The sequence below is a fragment of the Streptomyces sp. NPDC016309 genome, from assembly GCF_043077235.1.
Lineage (GTDB): Bacteria > Actinomycetota > Actinomycetes > Streptomycetales > Streptomycetaceae > Streptomyces.
The window spans coordinates 197,253-215,672 of record NZ_JBIBSG010000001.1; the positions used below are offsets into that span (position 1 = coordinate 197,253).

Genomic DNA, 18,420 nt, shown 5'->3' on the forward strand with positions numbered 1-18,420 from the left:
CGGGGTCACTCGGACGTGGGGCGCGCCGCATACTCCAGCACCTTGCGCCCCATCAGCTCCTCCATCTCGTCGAGGAGACCGAGGGCCGCGCGGGAGACCTCGCCGATGTCGCGCCGCTGGACCATCTCCTGGCCGATCCACGCCATGAGGGACTCGTGGACCCAGGAGAGCTGCCCGGCGACGAGCGCCGGGATCGGGTCGCCGTCGGCGGCCCCGGTCTCCCGGGCGAGGGTGGCGGTGAGGTCGGCGAGCGCCTCCTGCTGGATGGCCCACAGCCGGGACCGCAGGGCGTGGGCGTCGCTGATCACCCGCATGAAGTCGGCCCAGCCGGCGAAGAGGCCCACGGTCGGGGACTGGCTCACCACGGCGGCACGCAGTTCACGCAGGACGGCGGCGGCGGCGCTCTCGCCGGGGCGGCGGCCCCGGACGTAGCGGGAGAGCCGGTCGATGACGTCCTCGCCGCGGTCGAGGAACAGGTCCTCCTTGGCGGGGAAGTAGTTGTAGACGGTGTTGACGGAGACATCGGCGGCGGCGGCGATCTCGGCGATCGTCACCGCGTCGAAGCCCCGTTCCAGGAACAGCCCGGTGGCCACGTCGGAGATGTGCTGCCTGGTCTGCCGCTTCTTGCGCTCTCTCAGTCCCTCGGTCGTCGCCATGCCCGCATCCTAGCTTTCTGGGCCCTCTGAAAACTTGGAGTCATTGCAAACTTTGGGAGACTCTGTTTTTCTTGGGGCATGCCCATCATCAGTACGGCCGGACTGGCCCACACCTTCCGCACCCGCGGCGGCCCCGTCGAAGCCGTCCGCGGGATCGACCTCACCGTGCAGCCCGGCGAGATCCTCGGGTTCCTCGGCCCCAACGGCGCGGGCAAGACCACCACGCTGCGGATGCTCACCACCCTTCTGCCGCCCACCGGCGGCGCGGCCACGGTCGCGGGCCGCGACCTGGTCGGCGACCCCGCCGGCGTACGGCGGAGGATCGGGTACGTCGCCCAGTCCGGCGGCGTCGACCTCTCCGTCTCCGTACGCGAGGAACTGGTCACCCAGGGCCGGCTCTACCGCCTCACGAAGTCCGAGGCGGCCGGCCGCGCCGCGGAGCTGGCGCGTGAACTGGACCTCACCGACCTGCTGGACCGCCCGTGCGCGGCCCTCTCCGGCGGACAGCGCCGGCGACTGGACATCGCCCTGGGGCTCACCCACCGCCCCGAGGTCCTCTTCCTCGACGAGCCGACCACCGGCCTCGACCCCGGCAGCCGCGCCGACCTGTGGCGGCTGGTCCGGCGGCTGCGCGACACCCACGGCACCACCGTCTTCCTCACCACCCACTACCTCGACGAGGCCGACGAGCTGTCCGACCGGCTCGTCGTCGTCGACCGGGGCACGGTCGTGGCGGAGGGCGCTCCGGCGGACCTCAAGGAGCGGTACGCCGGATCGGCCGGGGCGTCGCTCCAGGACACCTTCCTCGCCATCACCGGGCGCGGCCCGGCCCCCACCGACCAGGCCCCCGTGGCCGTCTAGGAGATCCCGTGCTGTTCCACGACACCGCCCTGGTCTTCGGGCGGTACGCCCGCCAGACGCTGCGCTCCCGGTTCCAGCTACTGTTCGGCGCCCTGATGCCGCTGCTGTACCTGCTCTTCTTCGGCCCGCTCCTCACCGGTCTGCCGCTCGGCGCGGACGGCGACTCCTGGCAGGTCCTGGTGCCGGGCCTGCTGCTCCAGCTCGGCCTGTTCGGCGCCTCGTTCGCCGGGTTCGCGCTCATCATCGAGCAGCGGATGGGGGTCCTCGAACGGCTGCGGGTGACCCCCGTCAGCCGCCTCGCGCTGCTGCTGGGACGGGTCCTGCGGGACGCCGCGGTCTTCGTGTTCCAGGCGGTGCTGCTGGTGCTGGCCGCCGTGGCGATGGGGCTGCGCGCGCCGCTGGGCGGGATTCTGATCGGCTTCGCGTTCGTCGCCGTGCTGACGGTCGCGCTGGCGTCCCTGTCCTACGCGCTGGCGCTGAAGCTGCCCGAGCCACAGGGGTTCGGGCCGGCCGTCAACGCGGTGGCCATGCCGTCGATGCTGCTGTCCGGCCTGATGCTGCCGATGGCCCTGGCGCCGGCCTGGCTGGACGCGCTGTCGCACCTGATGCCGTTCCGCTACCTGGTGGACGCGGTGCGCGCCGGGTACGTGGGCGACTACACGGGCACGGCGATGCTGTACGGCGTGCTGGTGGCCGCCGGGTTCGCGGCGGTGGCCGTGACGGTGGGCACACGCGTCTTCCGCCGGGCGGGCGCGTAACTAAGGTGGCCGTATGGTCAATCTGACGCGCATCTACACCCGCACCGGCGACAAGGGCACGACGGCACTCGGCGACATGAGCCGCACGGCCAAGACGGACCTGCGGATCGCGGCGTACGCCGACGCCAACGAGGCCAACGCGGTGATCGGCACCGCGATCGCGCTGGGCGGCCTGGACCAGGAGGTCGTCAAGGTCCTCGTCCGGGTCCAGAACGACCTGTTCGACGTGGGCGCCGACCTGTCGACGCCGGTGGTCCCGGACCCGCAGTACCCGCCGCTGCGGGTGGAGCAGAGTTACGTCGACAAGCTGGAGGCCGACTGCGACCGGTTCCTGGAGGACCTGGAGAAGCTCCGCTCCTTCATCCTCCCGGGCGGAACCCCGGGCGCGGCCCTGCTGCACCAGGCCTGCACGGTGGTGCGGCGGGCCGAGCGCTCGACGTGGGCGGCGCTGGAGGTGCACGGCGACACGATGAACGCCCTGACGGCGACGTACCTCAACCGGCTCTCGGACCTGCTGTTCATCCTGGCCAGGACGGCCAACAAGGAGATCGGCGACGTCCTGTGGGTCCCGGGCGGCGAGCGCTGACCCGGGCCGGCGCCCGGCGGCCGGCGGCGGCCGCGGCCTAGCGGCGGCCGGCGGCGGCCTAGCGGCGGTCCACGCGGGCCGGTCCGCCGCGGCCTGGCTCCGGCTCGGGCGCCGGCGCCTTCCGGGGCCAGACCGCGTACGAGAGGGCGATCAGCCCGTGGATCCCGGCCGCCCGCCACGCCACGCCCGTCCAGTTCTCCAGCGGACCGGTGCGGCCCGGGTCGTCCACGTACAGCACCGCCAGCCAAAGCAGCCCCGTGGCGACCACCGCCCCGATGAGCGTGCCCAGCCAGAGGCGGCCCTCGTGACGGGCGCGGGCCATGCCGTAACGGGGCGGGCCCACCGGGCGGGGGCCGCCCGCCAGGCGGTGGGCGGCATGGCCGTCGAGCCACTTCACCGTGCGGTGACCGTGGCCGACGGTGTACCCGATGTACAGCGCGGCCAGCCCGTGCTCGGCGCTCGGGTCGGCGCCGTTCTTCAGGTCCATCGCGGTGACGACCAGCAGGACGACCTCCAGCAGCGGTTCGCCCAGCAGCAGCGCCGCGCCCGTGCGGGGCATCCGCAGCAGGTAGCGGACGGCCAGTCCGGCGGCCAGCAACACCCAGAAGCCGACCTCGCAGATGACGATGAGCGCGACGACCACGGCACTCTCCCTTCGGTACCCCTCCAGCCTTCCGGCGGCGGGCGGCCGTTTCGTCGTCGCCGGTGACGAACCGGGACTGCATCCTTCGATGTAGCGGCGCTCCGACCGCGCGGTGACGTCACCGGCGGGGGCGGCATGTTGGATGGGCGTGTGACGTTTCCCCGTACGCATCGCGACGACGTGCTGATCGCCGCCGCCGGGCTGGCCTGCGGTGTGCTGCTGTGGTGGTTCGGGCTCTACACGCGCGGGACGCGGGACACCGGGCTGCCGGGCGACCCGGTGGTCCTGGTCCCCCTCCTGGTGATGACCGCGCTGGCGCTGGTGCGCCGCACCATGCCGCGCACCGCCCTGCTCGCCGGGACGGTGGCCGTCGTCGCGGACCAGTTCACCCGGGGCGACCTGATGACGGTCGTGATGTTCGCCGACATCGTGTACGCGGCCGTGGTGTACGGGCCCCCCGCCTCCGTCCGGTGGATCCCGGTCACCAGCGGGCTGATCACCATCGCGGTGACGCTCGGCTTCCTGGCCTGGTACCGCACTCCGGAGGCGCTGCTGATCGGGGTGGTCACGGCACTGATCACGTTCTTCCCGGCCATCACCGGCGCCGTCGTCCGCAATCACCGCCTCGCCGCCGACACGGCCCGGCTGCGGGCGGAGCAGACCGCGCTGCTGGCGGAGATGGACCGCCGGCAGGCGGTGATCGCCGAGCGGTCCCGGATGGCCCGCGAGCTGCACGACATGGTGGCCAACCACCTGTCCGCGATCGCCATCCACTCCACCGCCGCGCTCTCCATCGACGACCCCGGGACGTCCCGGGAGGCGCTGGGCGTCATCCGGGAGAACAGCGTCGACGGCCTGGCCGAAATGCGCCGCCTGATCGGCCTGCTGCGGGACACCAGCGGCCATGACGAGCCGGCCGCCGCACCGACCCTGGACGGCCTCGACGCCCTGGTGCGGCAGGCCCGGGTGAACGGTGCGGCGAGCGGTCTGACCTTCCGGCTCACCGACGACCGGGCCCCGGACGGCCGGCTCCCCGCGCCCGTCGAGCTGGCCGCGTACCGGATCGTCCAGGAGTCGCTGACGAACACGCTCAAGCACGCGGACGGGGGCGAGGTGACCGTCACGCTGACCTCCGCCGCCCCGGGGCTGACCGTCGAGGTGACCAGCCCCTTCGGCGCCCGGCCCGGCCCCCGCGCGCCCGGGTCGGGGGCCGGTCTGGTGGGGATGCGGGAGCGGATCGCGCTGCTGGGCGGGGTGTTCGCGGCGGGCCCGGCGCCGGCGCCGGGGGACGGGACGGGGAAGATCTGGCGGGTACGGGCGGAGCTGCCCGTGGCGGAGGACGACAGGGAGCCGTCGGCATGACCGGACGCATGACGGAACGCGGTACGGGAAGCACGGCCGGAGCCGCCCGGGTGCGGGTGCTCGTGGCCGAGGACCAGCGCGCGGTGCGCGCCGGACTGGTGCTGATCCTGGGCAGTGCGCCCGACATCGAGGTGGTCGGGGAGGCGGGGGACGGCGAGGAGGCGGTGCGGCTGGCGCGGGAGCTGCGCCCGGACCTGGTGCTGATGGACATTCAGATGCCCCGGCTGGACGGGGTCTCGGCGACGCGCCGGGTGGTGGGCGAGCGCCTCGCCGACGTCCTGGTCCTGACCACGTTCGACCTGGACGAGTACGTCTTCGGGGCGCTGCGCGCGGGGGCGGCCGGGTTCCTGCTGAAGAACACGGAGGCCGGGGACCTGATCGGGGCGGTACGGACGGTGGCCCGTGGCGAGGGCCTGATCGCCCCGGCGGTGACCCGCCGGCTGATCGCGGAGTTCGCGGCCCCGGCCGGCCGGGTGCGCGCGCCGGACGCGCCCGATCCGGCCGTACTGGATGTGCTGACCCGGCGGGAGCGGGAGGTCCTCTCGTGCCTGGGCGAGGGGCTGTCGAACGCGCAGATCGCGGTGCGGCTGGAGATGGCGGAGGCGACGGTGAAGACCCATGTCAGCCGCCTGCTGGGCAAGTTGGGGCTGCGCAGCCGGGTGCAGGCCGCGGTGCTCGCCCAGGAGCTGGGGGTCTGACCGGGGCGAGGCTCGGCCCGGTACACCTATGGTCTGGACCTATTGACGATTGGTCCAGACCTTCCTACGCTCACGGCGCGCACCTTTCACGGACCCCCACCGTTGTCCGTCCCGCAACTTGAGGAGCACCGTTGAGCACTCAAGCACTTCCGCGCAGAACGAGGTTCCGTGCCAGAGCCACGGCCGGACTCACCGCCCTGCTGCTCCCGCTGGCCGCCATGGTCGGCCTCGCCTCCCCCGCCCAGGCCGCCACTTCGGCGACCGCCTCGTACACCAAGGCCTCCGACTGGGGGTCGGGCTTCGAGGGCCGGTGGACGGTGAAGAACACCGGCACCACCACGCTCTCGTCCTGGACCGTCGAGTGGGACTTCCCCTCCGGCACGTCCGTCACCTCCGCCTGGGACGCCACCGTCACCGGCAGCGGCACCCACTGGACCGCCAAGAACGTCGGCTGGAACGGCACCCTCGCCCCCGGCGCCTCCGTCTCCTTCGGGTTCAACGGGACCGGCACCGGATCCCCCACCGGCTGCAAGCTCAACGGCGGCTCCTGCGACGGTGGCCCCACCGTGCCCGGGGACAACCCGCCCTCCGCGCCCGGCACCCCGTCCGCGTCCGACATCACCAACACCTCGGTCAAGCTCTCGTGGGCCGCCGCCACCGACGACAAGGGCGTCAAGAACTACGACGTCCTCCGCGACGGCGCCAAGGTCGCCACGGTCACCGGCACGACGTACGCCGACACCGCCCTGACGGCCGGCACCGACTACTCGTACACCGTCCAGGCGCGTGACACCGCCGACCAGACCGGACCGGTCAGCGGCGCCCGCGCCGTGCGCACCACCGGCGGCGGCACGGACCCGGGCCCCGGCCCCGGCTCGGCCGTCAAGCTCGGCTACTTCACCAACTGGGGCGTCTACGGCCGCAACTACCACGTCAAGAACCTGGTGACCTCCGGCTCGGCGCAGAAGATCACGCACATTAACTACGCCTTCGGCAACGTCCAGAACGGCAAGTGCACCATCGGCGACTCCTACGCCGACTACGACAAGGCCTACACCGCCGACCAGTCCGTCGACGGCAAGGCCGACACCTGGGACCAGCCGCTGCGCGGCAACTTCAACCAGTTGCGCAAGCTCAAGGCCCAGTACCCGCACATCAAGGTGCTGTGGTCCTTCGGCGGCTGGACCTGGTCCGGTGGCTTCGGCCAGGCCGTGCAGAACCCGGCCGCCTTCGCCCAGTCGTGCTACGACCTGGTCGAGGACCCGCGCTGGGCCGATGTCTTCGACGGCATCGACCTGGACTGGGAGTACCCCAACGCCTGCGGCCTGTCCTGTGACACCAGCGGCCCGGCGGCCTTCAAGAACATGATGCAGGCCATGCGCGCCAAGTTCGGCACCGGCAACCTGGTCACCGCGGCCGTCACCGCCGACGCCTCCTCCGGCGGCAAGATCGACGCCGCGGACTACGGCGGCGCCGCGCAGTACCTCGACTGGTACAACGTGATGACGTACGACTTCTTCGGCGCCTGGGCGGCGAAGGGCCCGACGGCCCCGCACTCCCCGCTCACCTCGTACCCGGGCATCCCCCAGGCGGGCTTCAACTCCGCCGAGGCGATCGCCAAGTTCAAGGCCAAGGGCGTGCCGTCCGCCAAGCTGCTCCTCGGCATCGGCTTCTACGGCCGCGGCTGGACCGGCGTGACGCAGAAGGAGCCGGGCGGCACCGCCACGGGCCCGGCGCAGGGCACGTACGAGCAGGGCATCGAGGACTACAAGGTCCTGAAGAACAGCTGCCCCGCCAACGGGACGGTCGCCGGCACGGCGTACGCCCACTGCGGCACCAACTGGTGGAGCTACGACACCCCGGCCACCGTCACGTCCAAGATGGGCTGGGCGAAGAACCAGGGCCTGGGCGGAGCCTTCTTCTGGGAGTTCAGCGGCGACACCGCGGGCGGCGAGCTCGTGAGCGCCATCGACAGCGGACTGAAGTAGTCACCCGCGGCGGGGACGGCGCAGGACGCCGTCCCCGCCGTACCCCGTCTCGTGCCGCACCACACGGCATTCCTCCCCCAGGACGGCGACCGCTGCCCGGTAGCCGTCACCCGCGTCGACGTCATGGAGCCGCACCGGCGGGTGCGGCTCTTCGCGTTCCCGCCACTCCAGCAGCGCGGCCGGCGCGTCCGGCGCGCTCACCGTCAGCAGCGCGGGGGGCACCGTCAGCCCGTCGCCGGTCGCCTTGAGCACCGCTTCCTTCCGCGCCCAGTAGCGGACGAAACCCGGTGTCCGCTCCGCGGCCGGCAGCCGCTCCAGCCAGGCCCGCTCGGCCGGCGCCAGGACCACCGGCGCGAGCTCCGCCGCCCGGCCGTCCTCCGCGACCTCCTCCAGATCGACACCGACCGGCCCGGCCAGCGACAGCGCGACCGCGACCCGCTCCCCCGAGTGCGACAGCGACGGCTCCAGCGAGGAACCGGCCACCCGGGGCTTGCCGTGCGGCTCCGGCCGGTCGCAGTGCCGGCACTCGTGGACGAACCGCACCTCGCCCGGCGCGGTCCCGAGCTGCGCCGCCACCAGCTCCCGCAGCAGCGCGTGCGCGGTCAGGTACAGCGCGCGGTCCGCCGCGCGCACGAAGGCCCCGTACCGCGACCGCTCCCGGTCGTCGAGGAGCTCCAGCAGGGACGGCGACGGTTCGCGCACGGCGTCGGCGATCCACACATGGCACTCGCCCGCCCCCACCCGGGGGACGTCCACACCCGCACCGGACCGGACCGTCCGCGGGGCCTCGCCCGAGGCCCCGCGTCGCGAAGCCTCCCGCGGATGCCCGTCAGGCGACATTGACCCGCTGGCCGGGAGGCGCGGCCTCCAGCCAGGCGAGGAAGCCGGTGAGCGCGTCCTCGCTCATCGCCAGTTCCAGCCGGTGCCCGTGGTGCAGACAGCCCAGCACCACCGAGTCCGACAGCAGCGCCAGCTCCTCCTCGCCCTCGGGCATCCGGCGCGCCAGCACCTCGATGCCGGACCGCTCCAGGACGCGGCGGGGGCGGGGGGCGTAGGAGAAGACCCGGAACCAGGCGACCCGGTCGCCGCTGTAGCGGGCGACGCCGTACACCCAGCCCTTGCCGGTGGGGGTCCCCCCGGCGGAGCGAGGGGGAAGGTCACCGTCGTCCGGCACGTGCCAGCGCAGGCTGCAGTCGAAGGTGCCGCCGGACCGCTGGATCAGCCGGCGGCGCAGTCCGAAAACGAAGAGCCCGATCACCACCAGCGCGACGACCAGGGCGCTCACCAGCAGAGCGAGGAACATCTCCACCGACCTCCTCGCATCGTTCGTTCAACGAAGTACAACCTGCACCTGCATCGACCTCAGCCGCGGCACGTTCTGGATGATTCCAGACCGGACCGCGGCTGAGGGCACAACTGTCGGCGCGCTGCGCTAGCGCACCGCTACCGCGCGCAGCCGGACGCCGGCGCGCCGCTCGGCGGCGGCGTCCGACTCGGCCTTCGCGCGCTCCAGCGCACGCTCGGCGCGCTGGGGGTCGATCTCGTCCGCCAGCTCGGCGATCTCGGCGAGCAGCGACAGCTTGTTGTCCGCGAAGGTGATGAAACCGCCGTGCACGGCGGCGACGACAGTCCCGCCCTCACTCGTACGGATGGTCACCGGGCCCGACTCCAGCACACCGAGCAGCGGCTGGTGGCCGGGCATGACGCCGATGTCGCCGGACGTGGTGCGCGCGATGACCAGGGTGGCCTCGCCGGACCAGACACTCCGGTCCGCGGCGACCAGCTCGACGTGCAGCTCAGCAGCCAAGGGTGGCTCCTCGGGTCACCACCCGGCGTGTGCCGGGTGTTGGGTCATAAGTCTAGTAGGGCGCCCGGCGACGGATCGCCGGGCCCCTCGGTCAAACGGGGGGCGTACGAAGGGGGGCGGGACGGACCCGCCCCCCTTCACGAGTCACGGGACTCAGGAGACGCCGAGCTCCTTGGCGTTCTTCTTGAGGTCCTCGAGACCACCGCACATGAAGAAGGCCTGCTCGGGGAAGTGGTCGTACTCACCGTCGCAGATCGCGTTGAACGCGGCGATCGACTCGTCGAGCGGCACGTCCGAGCCGTCCACGCCGGTGAACTGCTTGGCGGCGTGGGTGTTCTGGGACAGGAAGCGCTCGACGCGACGGGCACGGTGGACAACGAGCTTGTCCTCCTCGCCCAGCTCGTCGATACCGAGGATCGCGATGATGTCCTGGAGGTCCTTGTACTTCTGGAGGATCCCCTTGACGCGCATGGCGGCCTCGTAGTGGTCCTGCGCGATGTAGCGCGGGTCCAGGATCCGGGACGTGGAGTCCAGCGGGTCCACGGCCGGGTAGATGCCCTTCTCGGAGATCGGACGGGAGAGAACCGTCGTCGCGTCGAGGTGGGCGAAGGTGGTGGCCGGGGCCGGGTCGGTCAGGTCGTCCGCGGGGACGTAGATCGCCTGCATCGAGGTGATCGAGTGACCACGCGTCGAGGTGATGCGCTCCTGGAGCTGACCCATCTCGTCCGCCAGGTTCGGCTGGTAACCCACCGCGGACGGCATACGGCCGAGCAGGGTGGACACCTCGGAACCGGCCTGGGTGAACCGGAAGATGTTGTCGATGAAGAAGAGCACGTCCTGCTTCTGCACATCGCGGAAGTACTCCGCCATGGTCAGACCGGCCAGGGCGACGCGCAGACGGGTGCCCGGGGGCTCGTCCATCTGGCCGAAGACCAGGGCGGTCTTGTCCAGAACGCCGGACTCTTCCATCTCCGCGATGAGGTCGTTGCCCTCACGGGTGCGCTCGCCGACGCCCGCGAAGACGGAGACGCCTTCGTGGAGGTTGGCGACACGCATGATCATTTCCTGGATCAGCACGGTCTTGCCGACACCGGCACCACCGAACAGACCGATCTTTCCACCCTTGACGTACGGGGTGAGAAGGTCGACGACCTTCAGACCGGTCTCGAACATCTCGGTCTTGGACTCGAGCTGGTCGAAGGCGGGGGCCTTGCGGTGGATCGGCCAGCGCTCACCGACGTTGGCGTTCTCCTCGGGGTGGTTCAGCACCTCACCGAGGGTGTTGAACACCTTGCCCTTGGTGAAGTCGCCGACCGGCACCGTGATGCCGTTGCCCGTGTCGGTCACCGCGGCCTGGCGGACCAGACCGTCGGTGGGCTGCATCGAGATGGTGCGGACCAGGCCGTCACCCAGGTGCTGGGCGACCTCCAGGGTCAGCGTCTTCTTCTTGCCGTCCTCGGCCGGGTCGGCAACCTCGACGTGCAGCGCGTTGTAGATCTCCGGCATCGCGTCGACGGGGAACTCCACGTCGACGACCGGGCCGATGACCCGCGCGACGCGGCCCGTCGCCGTGGCCGTCTCAACAGTGGTGGTCATTACTTGTCACTCCCCGCGGTCGCGTCGGCCAGGGCGCTCGCGCCACCGACGATCTCGCTGATTTCCTGGGTGATTTCGGCCTGGCGGGCCGCGTTGGCAAGCCGGGAGAGGCTGTTGATCAGGTCTCCGGCGTTGTCGGTCGCCGACTTCATCGCGCGGCGGCGGGCGGCGTGCTCGGAAGCGGCGGCCTGCAGCAGTGCGTTGTAGACACGGCTCTCGACGTACCGCGGCAGCAGGGCGTCGAGGACGTCCTCGGCCGACGGCTCGAAGTCGAACAGCGGAAGGATCTCGCCCTTGCTCCCCGTCTCCTCCGCCGCCTTCTCCAGGCTGAGCGGGAGCATCCGGTTCTGCACGGGCGTCTGCGTCATCATCGACACGAATTCCGTGAAGACGATGTGCAGCTCGTCGACCCCGCCCTCGGCCGTCTCCGTGGTGACGGCCTGGATGAGGGGCGCGGCGACGGCCTTGGCGTCCGCGTAGCTCGGGCTGTCGGTGAAGCCGGTCCACGACTCCGCGACCTTGCGCTCGCGGAAGCCGTAGTAGGCGACACCCTTGCGGCCGACGATGTACGTGTCGACCTCCTTGCCCTCGCCACGCAGCCGCGCGGTGAGCTGGTCCGCCGCCTTGATGGCGTTGGACGAGTAGCCGCCGGCCAGACCGCGGTCGCTCGTGATGAGCAGGACCGCGGCCCGCGTCGGGGTGTCCGTCTCGGTGGTCAGCGGGTGGTTGGTGTTCGACCCGGTGGCCACCGCGGTGACCGCGCGGATGAGCTCGGTCGCGTACGGCGTCGAGGCCGCCACCTTGCGCTGCGCCTTGACGATGCGCGAGGCGGCGATCATCTCCATCGCCTTGGTGATCTTCTTGGTCGCCGTGACGGATTTGATGCGACGCTTGTAGACCCGGAGCTGCGCTCCCATGAGTCAGGTCCCTTCCGTCGTCACTTCGAGACGTTGGCGGCGGCCGGGGCGTCCTCGGCCAGCAGCTTCCCGTCCGAGGTCTCGAACTGCTTCTTGAACGCGGCGATGGCGTCGGCGACGGCGGTGAGGGTGTCGTCCGACATCTTCGCGCCCTCGCGGATCGAGGTCATCAGCGGCTTGTGCTCCCGGTTAAGGAAGTCCAGCAGCTCGGTCTCGAAGCGGCGGATGTCCGCGACCGGGACGTCGTCCATCTTGCCGGTGGTGCCGGCCCAGACGGAGACGACCTGGTTCTCGGTCGGCATCGGCTGGTACTGCGGCTGCTTCAGCAGCTCGACCATCCGCTTACCGCGCTCCAGCGAGGCCTTCGACGCGGCGTCCAGGTCGGAACCGAAGGCGGCGAACGCCTCCAGCTCACGGAACTGGGCGAGGTCCACGCGCAGCCGGCCGGAGACCTGGCGCATCGCCTTGTGCTGGGCGGAGCCACCGACACGGGAGACCGAGATACCGACGTTCAGGGCCGGACGCTGGCCGGCGTTGAACAGGTCGGACTCCAGGAAGCACTGGCCGTCGGTGATGGAGATGACGTTGGTCGGGATGAACGCCGAGACGTCGTTGGCCTTGGTCTCGACGATCGGCAGACCGGTCATCGAGCCGGCGCCCATGTCGTCGGAGAGCTTGGCGCAGCGCTCCAGCAGACGCGAGTGCAGGTAGAAGACGTCACCCGGGTAGGCCTCGCGGCCCGGCGGGCGGCGCAGCAGCAGGGAGACGGCACGGTAGGCGTCGGCCTGCTTCGACAGGTCGTCGAAGATGATCAGGACGTGCTTGCCCTGGTACATCCAGTGCTGACCGATGGCGGAGCCGGTGTAGGGCGCCAGGTACTTGAAGCCGGCCGGGTCGGACGCCGGGGCGGCGACGATGGTCGTGTACTCCAGGGCACCGGCCTCCTCCAGCGCGCCGCGCACGGACGCGATGGTGGAGCCCTTCTGGCCGATGGCGACGTAGATGCAGCGGACCTGCTTCTTCGGGTCGCCCGAGCGCCAGTTGTCGCGCTGGTTGATGATCGTGTCGACGGCCAGGGCGGTCTTGCCGGTCTGACGGTCACCGATGATCAGCTGACGCTGACCACGGCCGATCGGGGTCATGGCGTCGACGGCCTTGTAGCCGGTCTCCATCGGCTCGTGCACCGACTTGCGCTGCATGACCGTGGGTGCCTGCAGTTCGAGGGCGCGGCGGCCCTCGGTCGCGATCTCGCCGAGACCGTCGATCGGGTTGCCGAGCGGGTCGACGACCCGGCCCAGGTAGCCCTCGCCGACAGCGACGGACAGGACCTCGCCGGTGCGGGTGACCGGCTGGCCCTCCTCGATGCCGCTGAACTCACCGAGGACAATGGCACCGATCTCGCGCTCCTCGAGGTTGAGGGCGAGGCCGAGGGTGCCGTCCTCGAACTTCAGCAGCTCGTTCGCCATGGTCGAGGGCAGACCCTCGACCTTCGCGATGCCGTCGCCGGCAAGGCTGACCGTACCGACCTCCTCGCGCGAGGCCGCGTCCGGCTTGTACGACTGGACAAAGTTCTCCAGCGCGTCCCGGATCTCCTCCGGCCGGATCGTGAGCTCCGCCATCTGGGTTCCCTGCTCTCCTTGTTGGGCCCGAAGTATCTTTGGGGGATCTGGGGGCTCCCCCCAGAACTTCTGCATCCTCTGCACGGCCCAACCGGGCCGTAGGTAACGCTTTTTGGGTTGTGCTGGTCAGCCGGCGAGTCGCCGGGCCGCCTCGTCGAGACGACTGGCGACGGTGCCGTTGACGACCTCGTCGCCGACCCGCACCGAGATCCCGCCGAGGACCGTGGGGTCCACGTCCAGGTTCAGGTGCATCTGGCGGCCGTACAGCTTGGCCAGCACGGCGCCGAGGCGCTGCTTCTGCTGGTCGCTCAGCGGCACCGCCGAGGTGACGACCGCGACCATCCGGTCCCGGCGCGCCGCGGCGAGCTTGGACAGGGAGTCGAGTCCCGCCTCCAGGCTACGTCCCCGGGGCTGGGTCACGAGACGGACGATCAGCCGCTCCGTGGCGGGGTTCGCCTTGCCGCCGAGCAGGCTGCGCAGCAGCTCGCTCTTGGCGGACGTGGTGGCCGCCTTGTCGGTCAGCGCGGCCCGCAGCTCCGTGCTGGACGAGACGATCCGGCCGAACCGGAACAGCTCGTCCTCGACGTCGTCGAGCGCGCCGGTCTGCTGCGCCGCGGTGAGGTCCGCGGTGTTCGCCAGCTCCTCGAGGGAGTCGACGAGGTCACGCGAGTACGACCAGCGGGACCGGACCATGCCGGAGACCAGGTCGACGGCTTCCCCGCCCACCTGACCGCTCAGCAGTCGCGTGGCCAGCTCGGCCTTGGCCTCACCGGCCTGCGCCGGGTCGGTCAGGACCCGACGCAGCGACACCTCGCGGTCGAGCAGCGCGGTAACGGCGGCCAGCTCACCGGCGAGCTTCGCCACGTCGACCGACGTGTTGTCGGTCAGCGCGTCGAGGCGCTCGCGCGCGGCAGCCAGTGCCTCGCGGCTCGCTCCGTTCATCGGGCGGCCTCGGCCTTCTCCTCGAGCTCGTCGAGGAAGCGGTCGATGGTGCGGCTCTGGCGGGCGACGTCCTCGAGGGACTCGCCGACCAGCTTGCCGGCCAGGTCGGTGGCGAGCTTGCCCACGTCCTGGCGCAGCGCGGTCGCCGCGGCCTTGCGGTCGGCCTCGATCTGGGCGTGGCCGGCGGCGATGATCTCCTCGCGCTGGCGCTGGCCTTCCGCCTTCATCTCCTGGATGATCGCGGTGCCCTGCTCCTGCGCCTCCTGACGCAGCCGCGCGGCCTCGTGGCGGGCCTCGGCGAGCTGAGCCTTGTACTGCTCGAGCACACTCTGGGCTTCGATCTTGGCCGCCTCGGCCTCTTCGATACCGCCCTCGATCTTCTCGCGGCGCTCTTCCAGAACCTTGTTGATGTTCGGGAGGAGCTTCTTGGCGAGGAAGCCGAAGACGATGGCGAAGGCGATCAGGCCGATGACGAGCTCGTCGAGATGCGGGAGCAGAGGGTTCTGAGGCTCCTCCGCCGCCGCAAGGAACAGAGCGTTCACATCAGTGCCTTCCGTGAAAGGGGTTGGGCTGTCGGTCCGGCTTACTTGTAGACGAAGCCCATGACGATGCCGATGAGGGCGAGCGCCTCACAGAAGGCGAAACCCATGATCTGGTTGGTACGGATCAGGCCGGCCGCCTCGGGCTGACGGGCGAGGGCCTGGGTGCCGTTACCGAAGATGATGCCGACGCCGACGCCGGGGCCGATCGCGGCCAGACCGTAGCCGATGGAGGCGACGTTTCCGTTGACAGCGGCGAGAGTCTCGAGAGCGGACATGCCGGTTCTTCCTTCTCTTTCAAGGACCCGGTGGGGGTTGGCCACCGGACGTCTGTTGGTAGGGGGTTGGGCTGGGCCGAGGCCCGCTCAGTGGTGCTCGGAGAGCGCGCCCTGGACGTAGCTGCTGGCCAGGAGCACGAAGACGTACGCCTGGACGGCCTGGATGAAGAGCTCGAAGGCCGTCATGATGATGACCATGACGAACGAGGCGCCGGCGTAGACGAAACCGAGGCCGTTCATCAGGTACCAGGTCGCCAGGGAGAACATGACGATCAGCAGGTGACCGGCGAACATGTTCGCGAAGAGTCGCACCGCGTGCGTGAAGGGCCGGATGATCAGGTTCGAGAAGAACTCGAGCAGCATGATCAGCGGCAGGATCGCGCCGAGGGACTTGTCGTAGCCGAGGATGTTCTTCCAGCCGCCGACGAAGCCGTGCTTCTTGAAGGTCAGGCTGACCCACATCACGTACACGATGATGGCGAGGCCGGCCGGGAAGGCGATCAGCGAGGTGACCGGGAACTGGGCGAGCGGAATGATCGACCAGAGGTTCATGATCCAGACGAAGAAGAACAGCGACACCATGAAGGGGACGTACTTCTCGCCGTCCTTCTTGCCGATGATCTCGTAGACGATCCCGCGGCGCACGAAGTCGTACCCCGCCTCGCCGACCATCTGAAGCTTGCCCGGGACCAGCTTCGGCTTGGCGAAGGCGGCCCAGAAGAATGCGACGATCGCGATCGAGCCCAGCAGGGCCAGCAGCATCGGCTTCGTGAACTCGAAGCCGCCGATGGTGGCGATGGGCTCGTACAGGAACGTGTGCAGACCCGGAGCCGGGAACCCGCAGGGGGTGAAGATGTGGCAGCTCGCGTCGAAGGCAAGCGTCTGGTCAGCACTCACCGCGGGCTCCTTCAGCGTGGCGCATAGGTACGGCAACCTCGTTGTGTCGGCGCGGCACGCAGCCGCGGGTCGGCACTGGACTGGTCTTACGGATGGGGGGGCGGCGGTTCGGCGTCGAGCCTCGCGCTGGGACAGGCGTCAGCTCGGATGCCCGCGCCCGCAGTGCCGCAGTTGGCACCGGACGATAGCAGCAACGCGAACGCGCATTTATCCCGGCCCTACCCCTCACGTCGACTGCCCCGTCTTCTCGGACTTCGTGCCCTTGTCGGACGTGGGTTCAACGTAAAGGATCTTGGCCTTCATGTAGGCGCGGGCCTGGGCCGCGACCCAGACGACGGTCGCCGCGAGCAGCGTGAAGGCGAACGCCTTGAAGTCGAACAGCGTGGTGTTCTTGAGCAAGGCGAGGAAGATGAAGAGCAACAGCAACTGGGCCGTGTAGAGCATCAGCCCCATGGCCTGGAAAAGCTGCGGCAGCGTCCTGGCCGTCCGCTGGAGCACCACCAGCCCGATCCCCATGAAGAGGACGACCACGAGCGTCCCGACGACCGCGCCGATCGCCCCCTCGCCACCGGCGACCACACCGCTGACGGCGGTCGCGATCGCGCCGACGGCAAGGGTGGGTACGGCGGTGTGCAGGAGGGTGCGGGCGTCGTTGGACGGCATGGCGGCATCTCCGCTTGCTGGTGGGGGCAGTGGTGTCGTCATGGACGAGCGTAATCCCGGTCCGAGGCGTGCTCTCGGGGCCGCGGAACCGTCGCACTACGGTCCTTCGGCTCTGTCGCCGGGTCTCGTGAACGGTATCACAAACTATTTGATGAGGTCTTTACCCGGAGGTGTGCCAACTCTCACACATGAGAGTGACCGCGCGCGTGTGTGCGCGACAGCGGGCCGGTTTGTCTGGTAATGGCCCGACCCGTGACCTCCGTCAACCGCGCGTTCCGGCCTTCCGCCGGTCGTGGAGCTCGGGAAGGGCACTGAGGGCGGTCGCCCCGTTGACTCCCGCCGGAACGGGCACGCGCTCCTCGTCATGCGAGGGCGACGGCCCCCCGGGCGGGGCCGGCGCCAGCCGCACCGTACGGCGGCGGTAGCGCGGCGGGACGAAGGCCTCCGCCCAGCGCGGGGCGCGGGGGGTGAACCGCGGCAGCAGCAGGAGCACCAGCCCGATCGCGCTCAGCGCCACGATCAGCAGCACGATCCACATCGACGCCGAGTGCACCGAGTACGCGAGGGTGCCGAAGGCGATGAGCGCCGACCAGAAGTACATGATCAGCACCGCCCGGCTGTGCGAGTGGCCGATCTCCAGCAGCCGGTGGTGCAGGTGCCCGCGGTCGGCGGCGAACGGCGACTGGCCGTTCCAGGTCCGGCGCACGATCGCCAGCACCAGGTCCGCCATCGGGATCGCGATGATCGTCAGCGGCAGCAGCAGCGGGATGAAGACCGGCAGGGCGGCGTGCGTGGCCTCGCGGGTCGAGCCCTCGAAGATCTTCAGCGCGTCCGGGTCGACCTGACCGGTGATGGAGATGGCCGAGGCGGCCAGCACCAGGCCGATGAGCATCGAGCCGGAGTCGCCCATGAAGATCCGCGCCGGGTGCATGTTGTGCGGCAGGAAGCCCAGGCACATGCCCATGAGGATCACCGCGAACAGCGTCGCCGGGGCGGCGGCCTCGATCGTGAAGCCGTACCAGATCCGGTAGGCGTACAGGAAGAACGCGGCGGCGGCGATGCACACCATGCCGGCCGCGAGGCCGTCGAGGCCGTCCACGAAGTTCACCGCGTTGATGGTGATGACCACCAGGGCGACGGTCAGGAGCGTGCCCTGCCACTGGGTCAGCGCCACCGTGCCGATGCCGGGGATGGGCAGCCACAGGATCGTCAGGCCCTGCATGACCATGACGCCCGCGGCGATCATCTGGCCGCCGAGCTTGATCAGGGCGTCGATCTCGAACTTGTCGTCCAGGACGCCGATCAGCCAGATCAGGGCGGCACCGGAGAGCAGCGCGCGCGGCTCGTTGGACAGCTCGAAGACGCTGTTGAGGTTGGGCAGGTGGTCCGCGACGAGCAGTCCCGCGCACAGCCCGAAGAACATGGCGATGCCACCGAGCCTCGGTGTCGGTTCTCGGTGCACGTCGCGGGCACGGATCTCCGGCATCGCGCCGGCCGCGATGGCGAACTTCCGCACCGGACCGGTGAGCAGATAGGTCACCGCGGCCGTGACACAGAGCGTCAGCAGGTAATCACGCACGGGCTGCCCCACAGGAATCGCTGGCCATCTC

At 70.4% G+C, this 18,420-nt stretch carries 20 protein-coding genes; 6 read left to right on the forward strand and 14 right to left on the reverse strand.

Annotation, left to right across the window (positions count from 1 at the left end; all coding sequences use genetic code 11):
* Positions 1-5: 5 nt before the first annotated feature.
* Positions 6-656, reverse strand: a complete 651-nt coding sequence (locus ACF068_RS00830; RefSeq protein WP_392271989.1) for a TetR/AcrR family transcriptional regulator — start codon at positions 654-656, stop codon at positions 6-8.
* Positions 657-734: 78 nt separating this feature from the next.
* On the opposite strand from ACF068_RS00830, the gene ACF068_RS00835 reads away from it, so the two are divergent.
* The 3 genes from ACF068_RS00835 to ACF068_RS00845 are packed head-to-tail and all read left to right on the forward strand — an operon-like array spanning position 735 to position 2,861.
* Positions 735-1,517: an ABC transporter ATP-binding protein gene (locus ACF068_RS00835; protein WP_392271990.1), complete on the forward strand. Its 783-nt coding sequence runs from the start codon at positions 735-737 to the stop codon at positions 1,515-1,517.
* Positions 1,518-1,525: 8 nt separating this feature from the next.
* Entirely contained in the window at positions 1,526-2,275 is a 750-nt protein-coding gene (locus ACF068_RS00840; RefSeq protein ID WP_392271991.1) for an ABC transporter permease, read from the forward strand.
* 13 nt (positions 2,276-2,288) lie between these two features.
* Positions 2,289-2,861, forward strand: coding sequence for a cob(I)yrinic acid a,c-diamide adenosyltransferase (locus ACF068_RS00845; protein WP_392271992.1), 573 nt, complete (start codon positions 2,289-2,291; stop codon positions 2,859-2,861).
* A 58-nt stretch (positions 2,862-2,919) separates the two neighbouring features.
* Here the strand turns inward: ACF068_RS00845 and ACF068_RS00850 are convergent, their stop codons facing one another.
* Positions 2,920-3,504: a hypothetical protein gene (locus ACF068_RS00850; RefSeq protein ID WP_392271993.1), complete on the reverse strand. Its 585-nt coding sequence runs from the start codon at positions 3,502-3,504 to the stop codon at positions 2,920-2,922.
* A 150-nt stretch (positions 3,505-3,654) separates the two neighbouring features.
* Between ACF068_RS00850 and ACF068_RS00855 the strand changes: the two genes are divergently transcribed.
* The 3 genes from ACF068_RS00855 (at position 3,655) to ACF068_RS00865 (ending at position 7,552) form a co-directional block, all read left to right on the forward strand.
* A complete protein-coding gene (locus tag ACF068_RS00855) occupies positions 3,655-4,866 on the forward strand; it encodes a sensor histidine kinase (protein WP_392271994.1) in 1,212 nt (403 codons plus the stop codon).
* Entirely contained in the window at positions 4,863-5,564 is a 702-nt protein-coding gene (locus ACF068_RS00860) for a response regulator (protein ID WP_392271995.1), read from the forward strand. Before ACF068_RS00855 ends, ACF068_RS00860 begins: the two co-directional genes overlap by 4 nt.
* A gap of 131 nt (positions 5,565-5,695) precedes the next feature.
* Positions 5,696-7,552, forward strand: coding sequence for a glycosyl hydrolase family 18 protein (locus ACF068_RS00865; protein ID WP_392271996.1), 1,857 nt, complete (start codon positions 5,696-5,698; stop codon positions 7,550-7,552).
* On the opposite strand, the gene ACF068_RS00870 is transcribed toward ACF068_RS00865, so the two are convergent.
* From ACF068_RS00870 to ACF068_RS00925, 12 genes are all read right to left on the reverse strand, one after another.
* A complete protein-coding gene (locus ACF068_RS00870) occupies positions 7,553-8,308 on the reverse strand; it encodes a 4'-phosphopantetheinyl transferase family protein (RefSeq protein WP_392271997.1) in 756 nt (251 codons plus the stop codon). It lies immediately after the preceding gene.
* Positions 8,309-8,381: 73 nt separating this feature from the next.
* Positions 8,382-8,855 carry a DUF2550 domain-containing protein gene (locus tag ACF068_RS00875; RefSeq protein WP_392271998.1) on the reverse strand — a complete coding sequence of 158 codons (474 nt, stop codon included), beginning with the start codon at positions 8,853-8,855 and terminating at the stop codon, positions 8,382-8,384.
* 129 nt (positions 8,856-8,984) lie between these two features.
* The gene (locus tag ACF068_RS00880; RefSeq protein ID WP_392222507.1) at positions 8,985-9,359 is read right to left on the reverse strand and encodes a F0F1 ATP synthase subunit epsilon; all 375 of its coding nucleotides are present in this window, start codon (positions 9,357-9,359) and stop codon (positions 8,985-8,987) included.
* A gap of 153 nt (positions 9,360-9,512) precedes the next feature.
* Positions 9,513-10,955, reverse strand: a complete 1,443-nt coding sequence (gene atpD, locus ACF068_RS00885; RefSeq protein WP_392271999.1) for a F0F1 ATP synthase subunit beta — start codon at positions 10,953-10,955, stop codon at positions 9,513-9,515.
* Positions 10,955-11,872 carry a F0F1 ATP synthase subunit gamma gene (locus ACF068_RS00890; protein ID WP_392272000.1) on the reverse strand — a complete coding sequence of 306 codons (918 nt, stop codon included), beginning with the start codon at positions 11,870-11,872 and terminating at the stop codon, positions 10,955-10,957. The genes atpD and ACF068_RS00890 overlap by 1 nt, the downstream gene beginning before the upstream one ends.
* 20 nt (positions 11,873-11,892) lie before the next feature.
* A complete protein-coding gene (gene atpA, locus ACF068_RS00895; protein WP_392272001.1) occupies positions 11,893-13,491 on the reverse strand; it encodes a F0F1 ATP synthase subunit alpha in 1,599 nt (532 codons plus the stop codon).
* Between the two features lie 126 nt (positions 13,492-13,617).
* Complete coding sequence (locus ACF068_RS00900; RefSeq protein ID WP_392272002.1) at positions 13,618-14,433, reverse strand: F0F1 ATP synthase subunit delta; 816 nt, start codon at positions 14,431-14,433, stop codon at positions 13,618-13,620.
* Positions 14,430-14,975 (reverse strand): F0F1 ATP synthase subunit B, encoded by a 546-nt coding sequence (locus tag ACF068_RS00905; RefSeq protein ID WP_392272003.1) that lies wholly within the window; start codon positions 14,973-14,975, stop codon positions 14,430-14,432. The genes ACF068_RS00900 and ACF068_RS00905 overlap by 4 nt, the downstream gene beginning before the upstream one ends.
* 41 nt (positions 14,976-15,016) lie before the next feature.
* Entirely contained in the window at positions 15,017-15,250 is a 234-nt protein-coding gene (gene atpE / locus ACF068_RS00910; RefSeq protein WP_010474382.1) for an ATP synthase F0 subunit C, read from the reverse strand.
* Between the two features lie 87 nt (positions 15,251-15,337).
* A complete protein-coding gene (gene atpB / locus ACF068_RS00915; protein WP_392272004.1) occupies positions 15,338-16,147 on the reverse strand; it encodes a F0F1 ATP synthase subunit A in 810 nt (269 codons plus the stop codon).
* Between the two features lie 225 nt (positions 16,148-16,372).
* The gene (locus ACF068_RS00920) at positions 16,373-16,810 is read right to left on the reverse strand and encodes a hypothetical protein (RefSeq protein ID WP_392272005.1); all 438 of its coding nucleotides are present in this window, start codon (positions 16,808-16,810) and stop codon (positions 16,373-16,375) included.
* 262 nt (positions 16,811-17,072) lie between these two features.
* Positions 17,073-18,389 carry an MraY family glycosyltransferase gene (locus ACF068_RS00925; RefSeq protein WP_392272006.1) on the reverse strand — a complete coding sequence of 439 codons (1,317 nt, stop codon included), beginning with the start codon at positions 18,387-18,389 and terminating at the stop codon, positions 17,073-17,075.
* Positions 18,390-18,420: the final 31 nt, after the last annotated feature.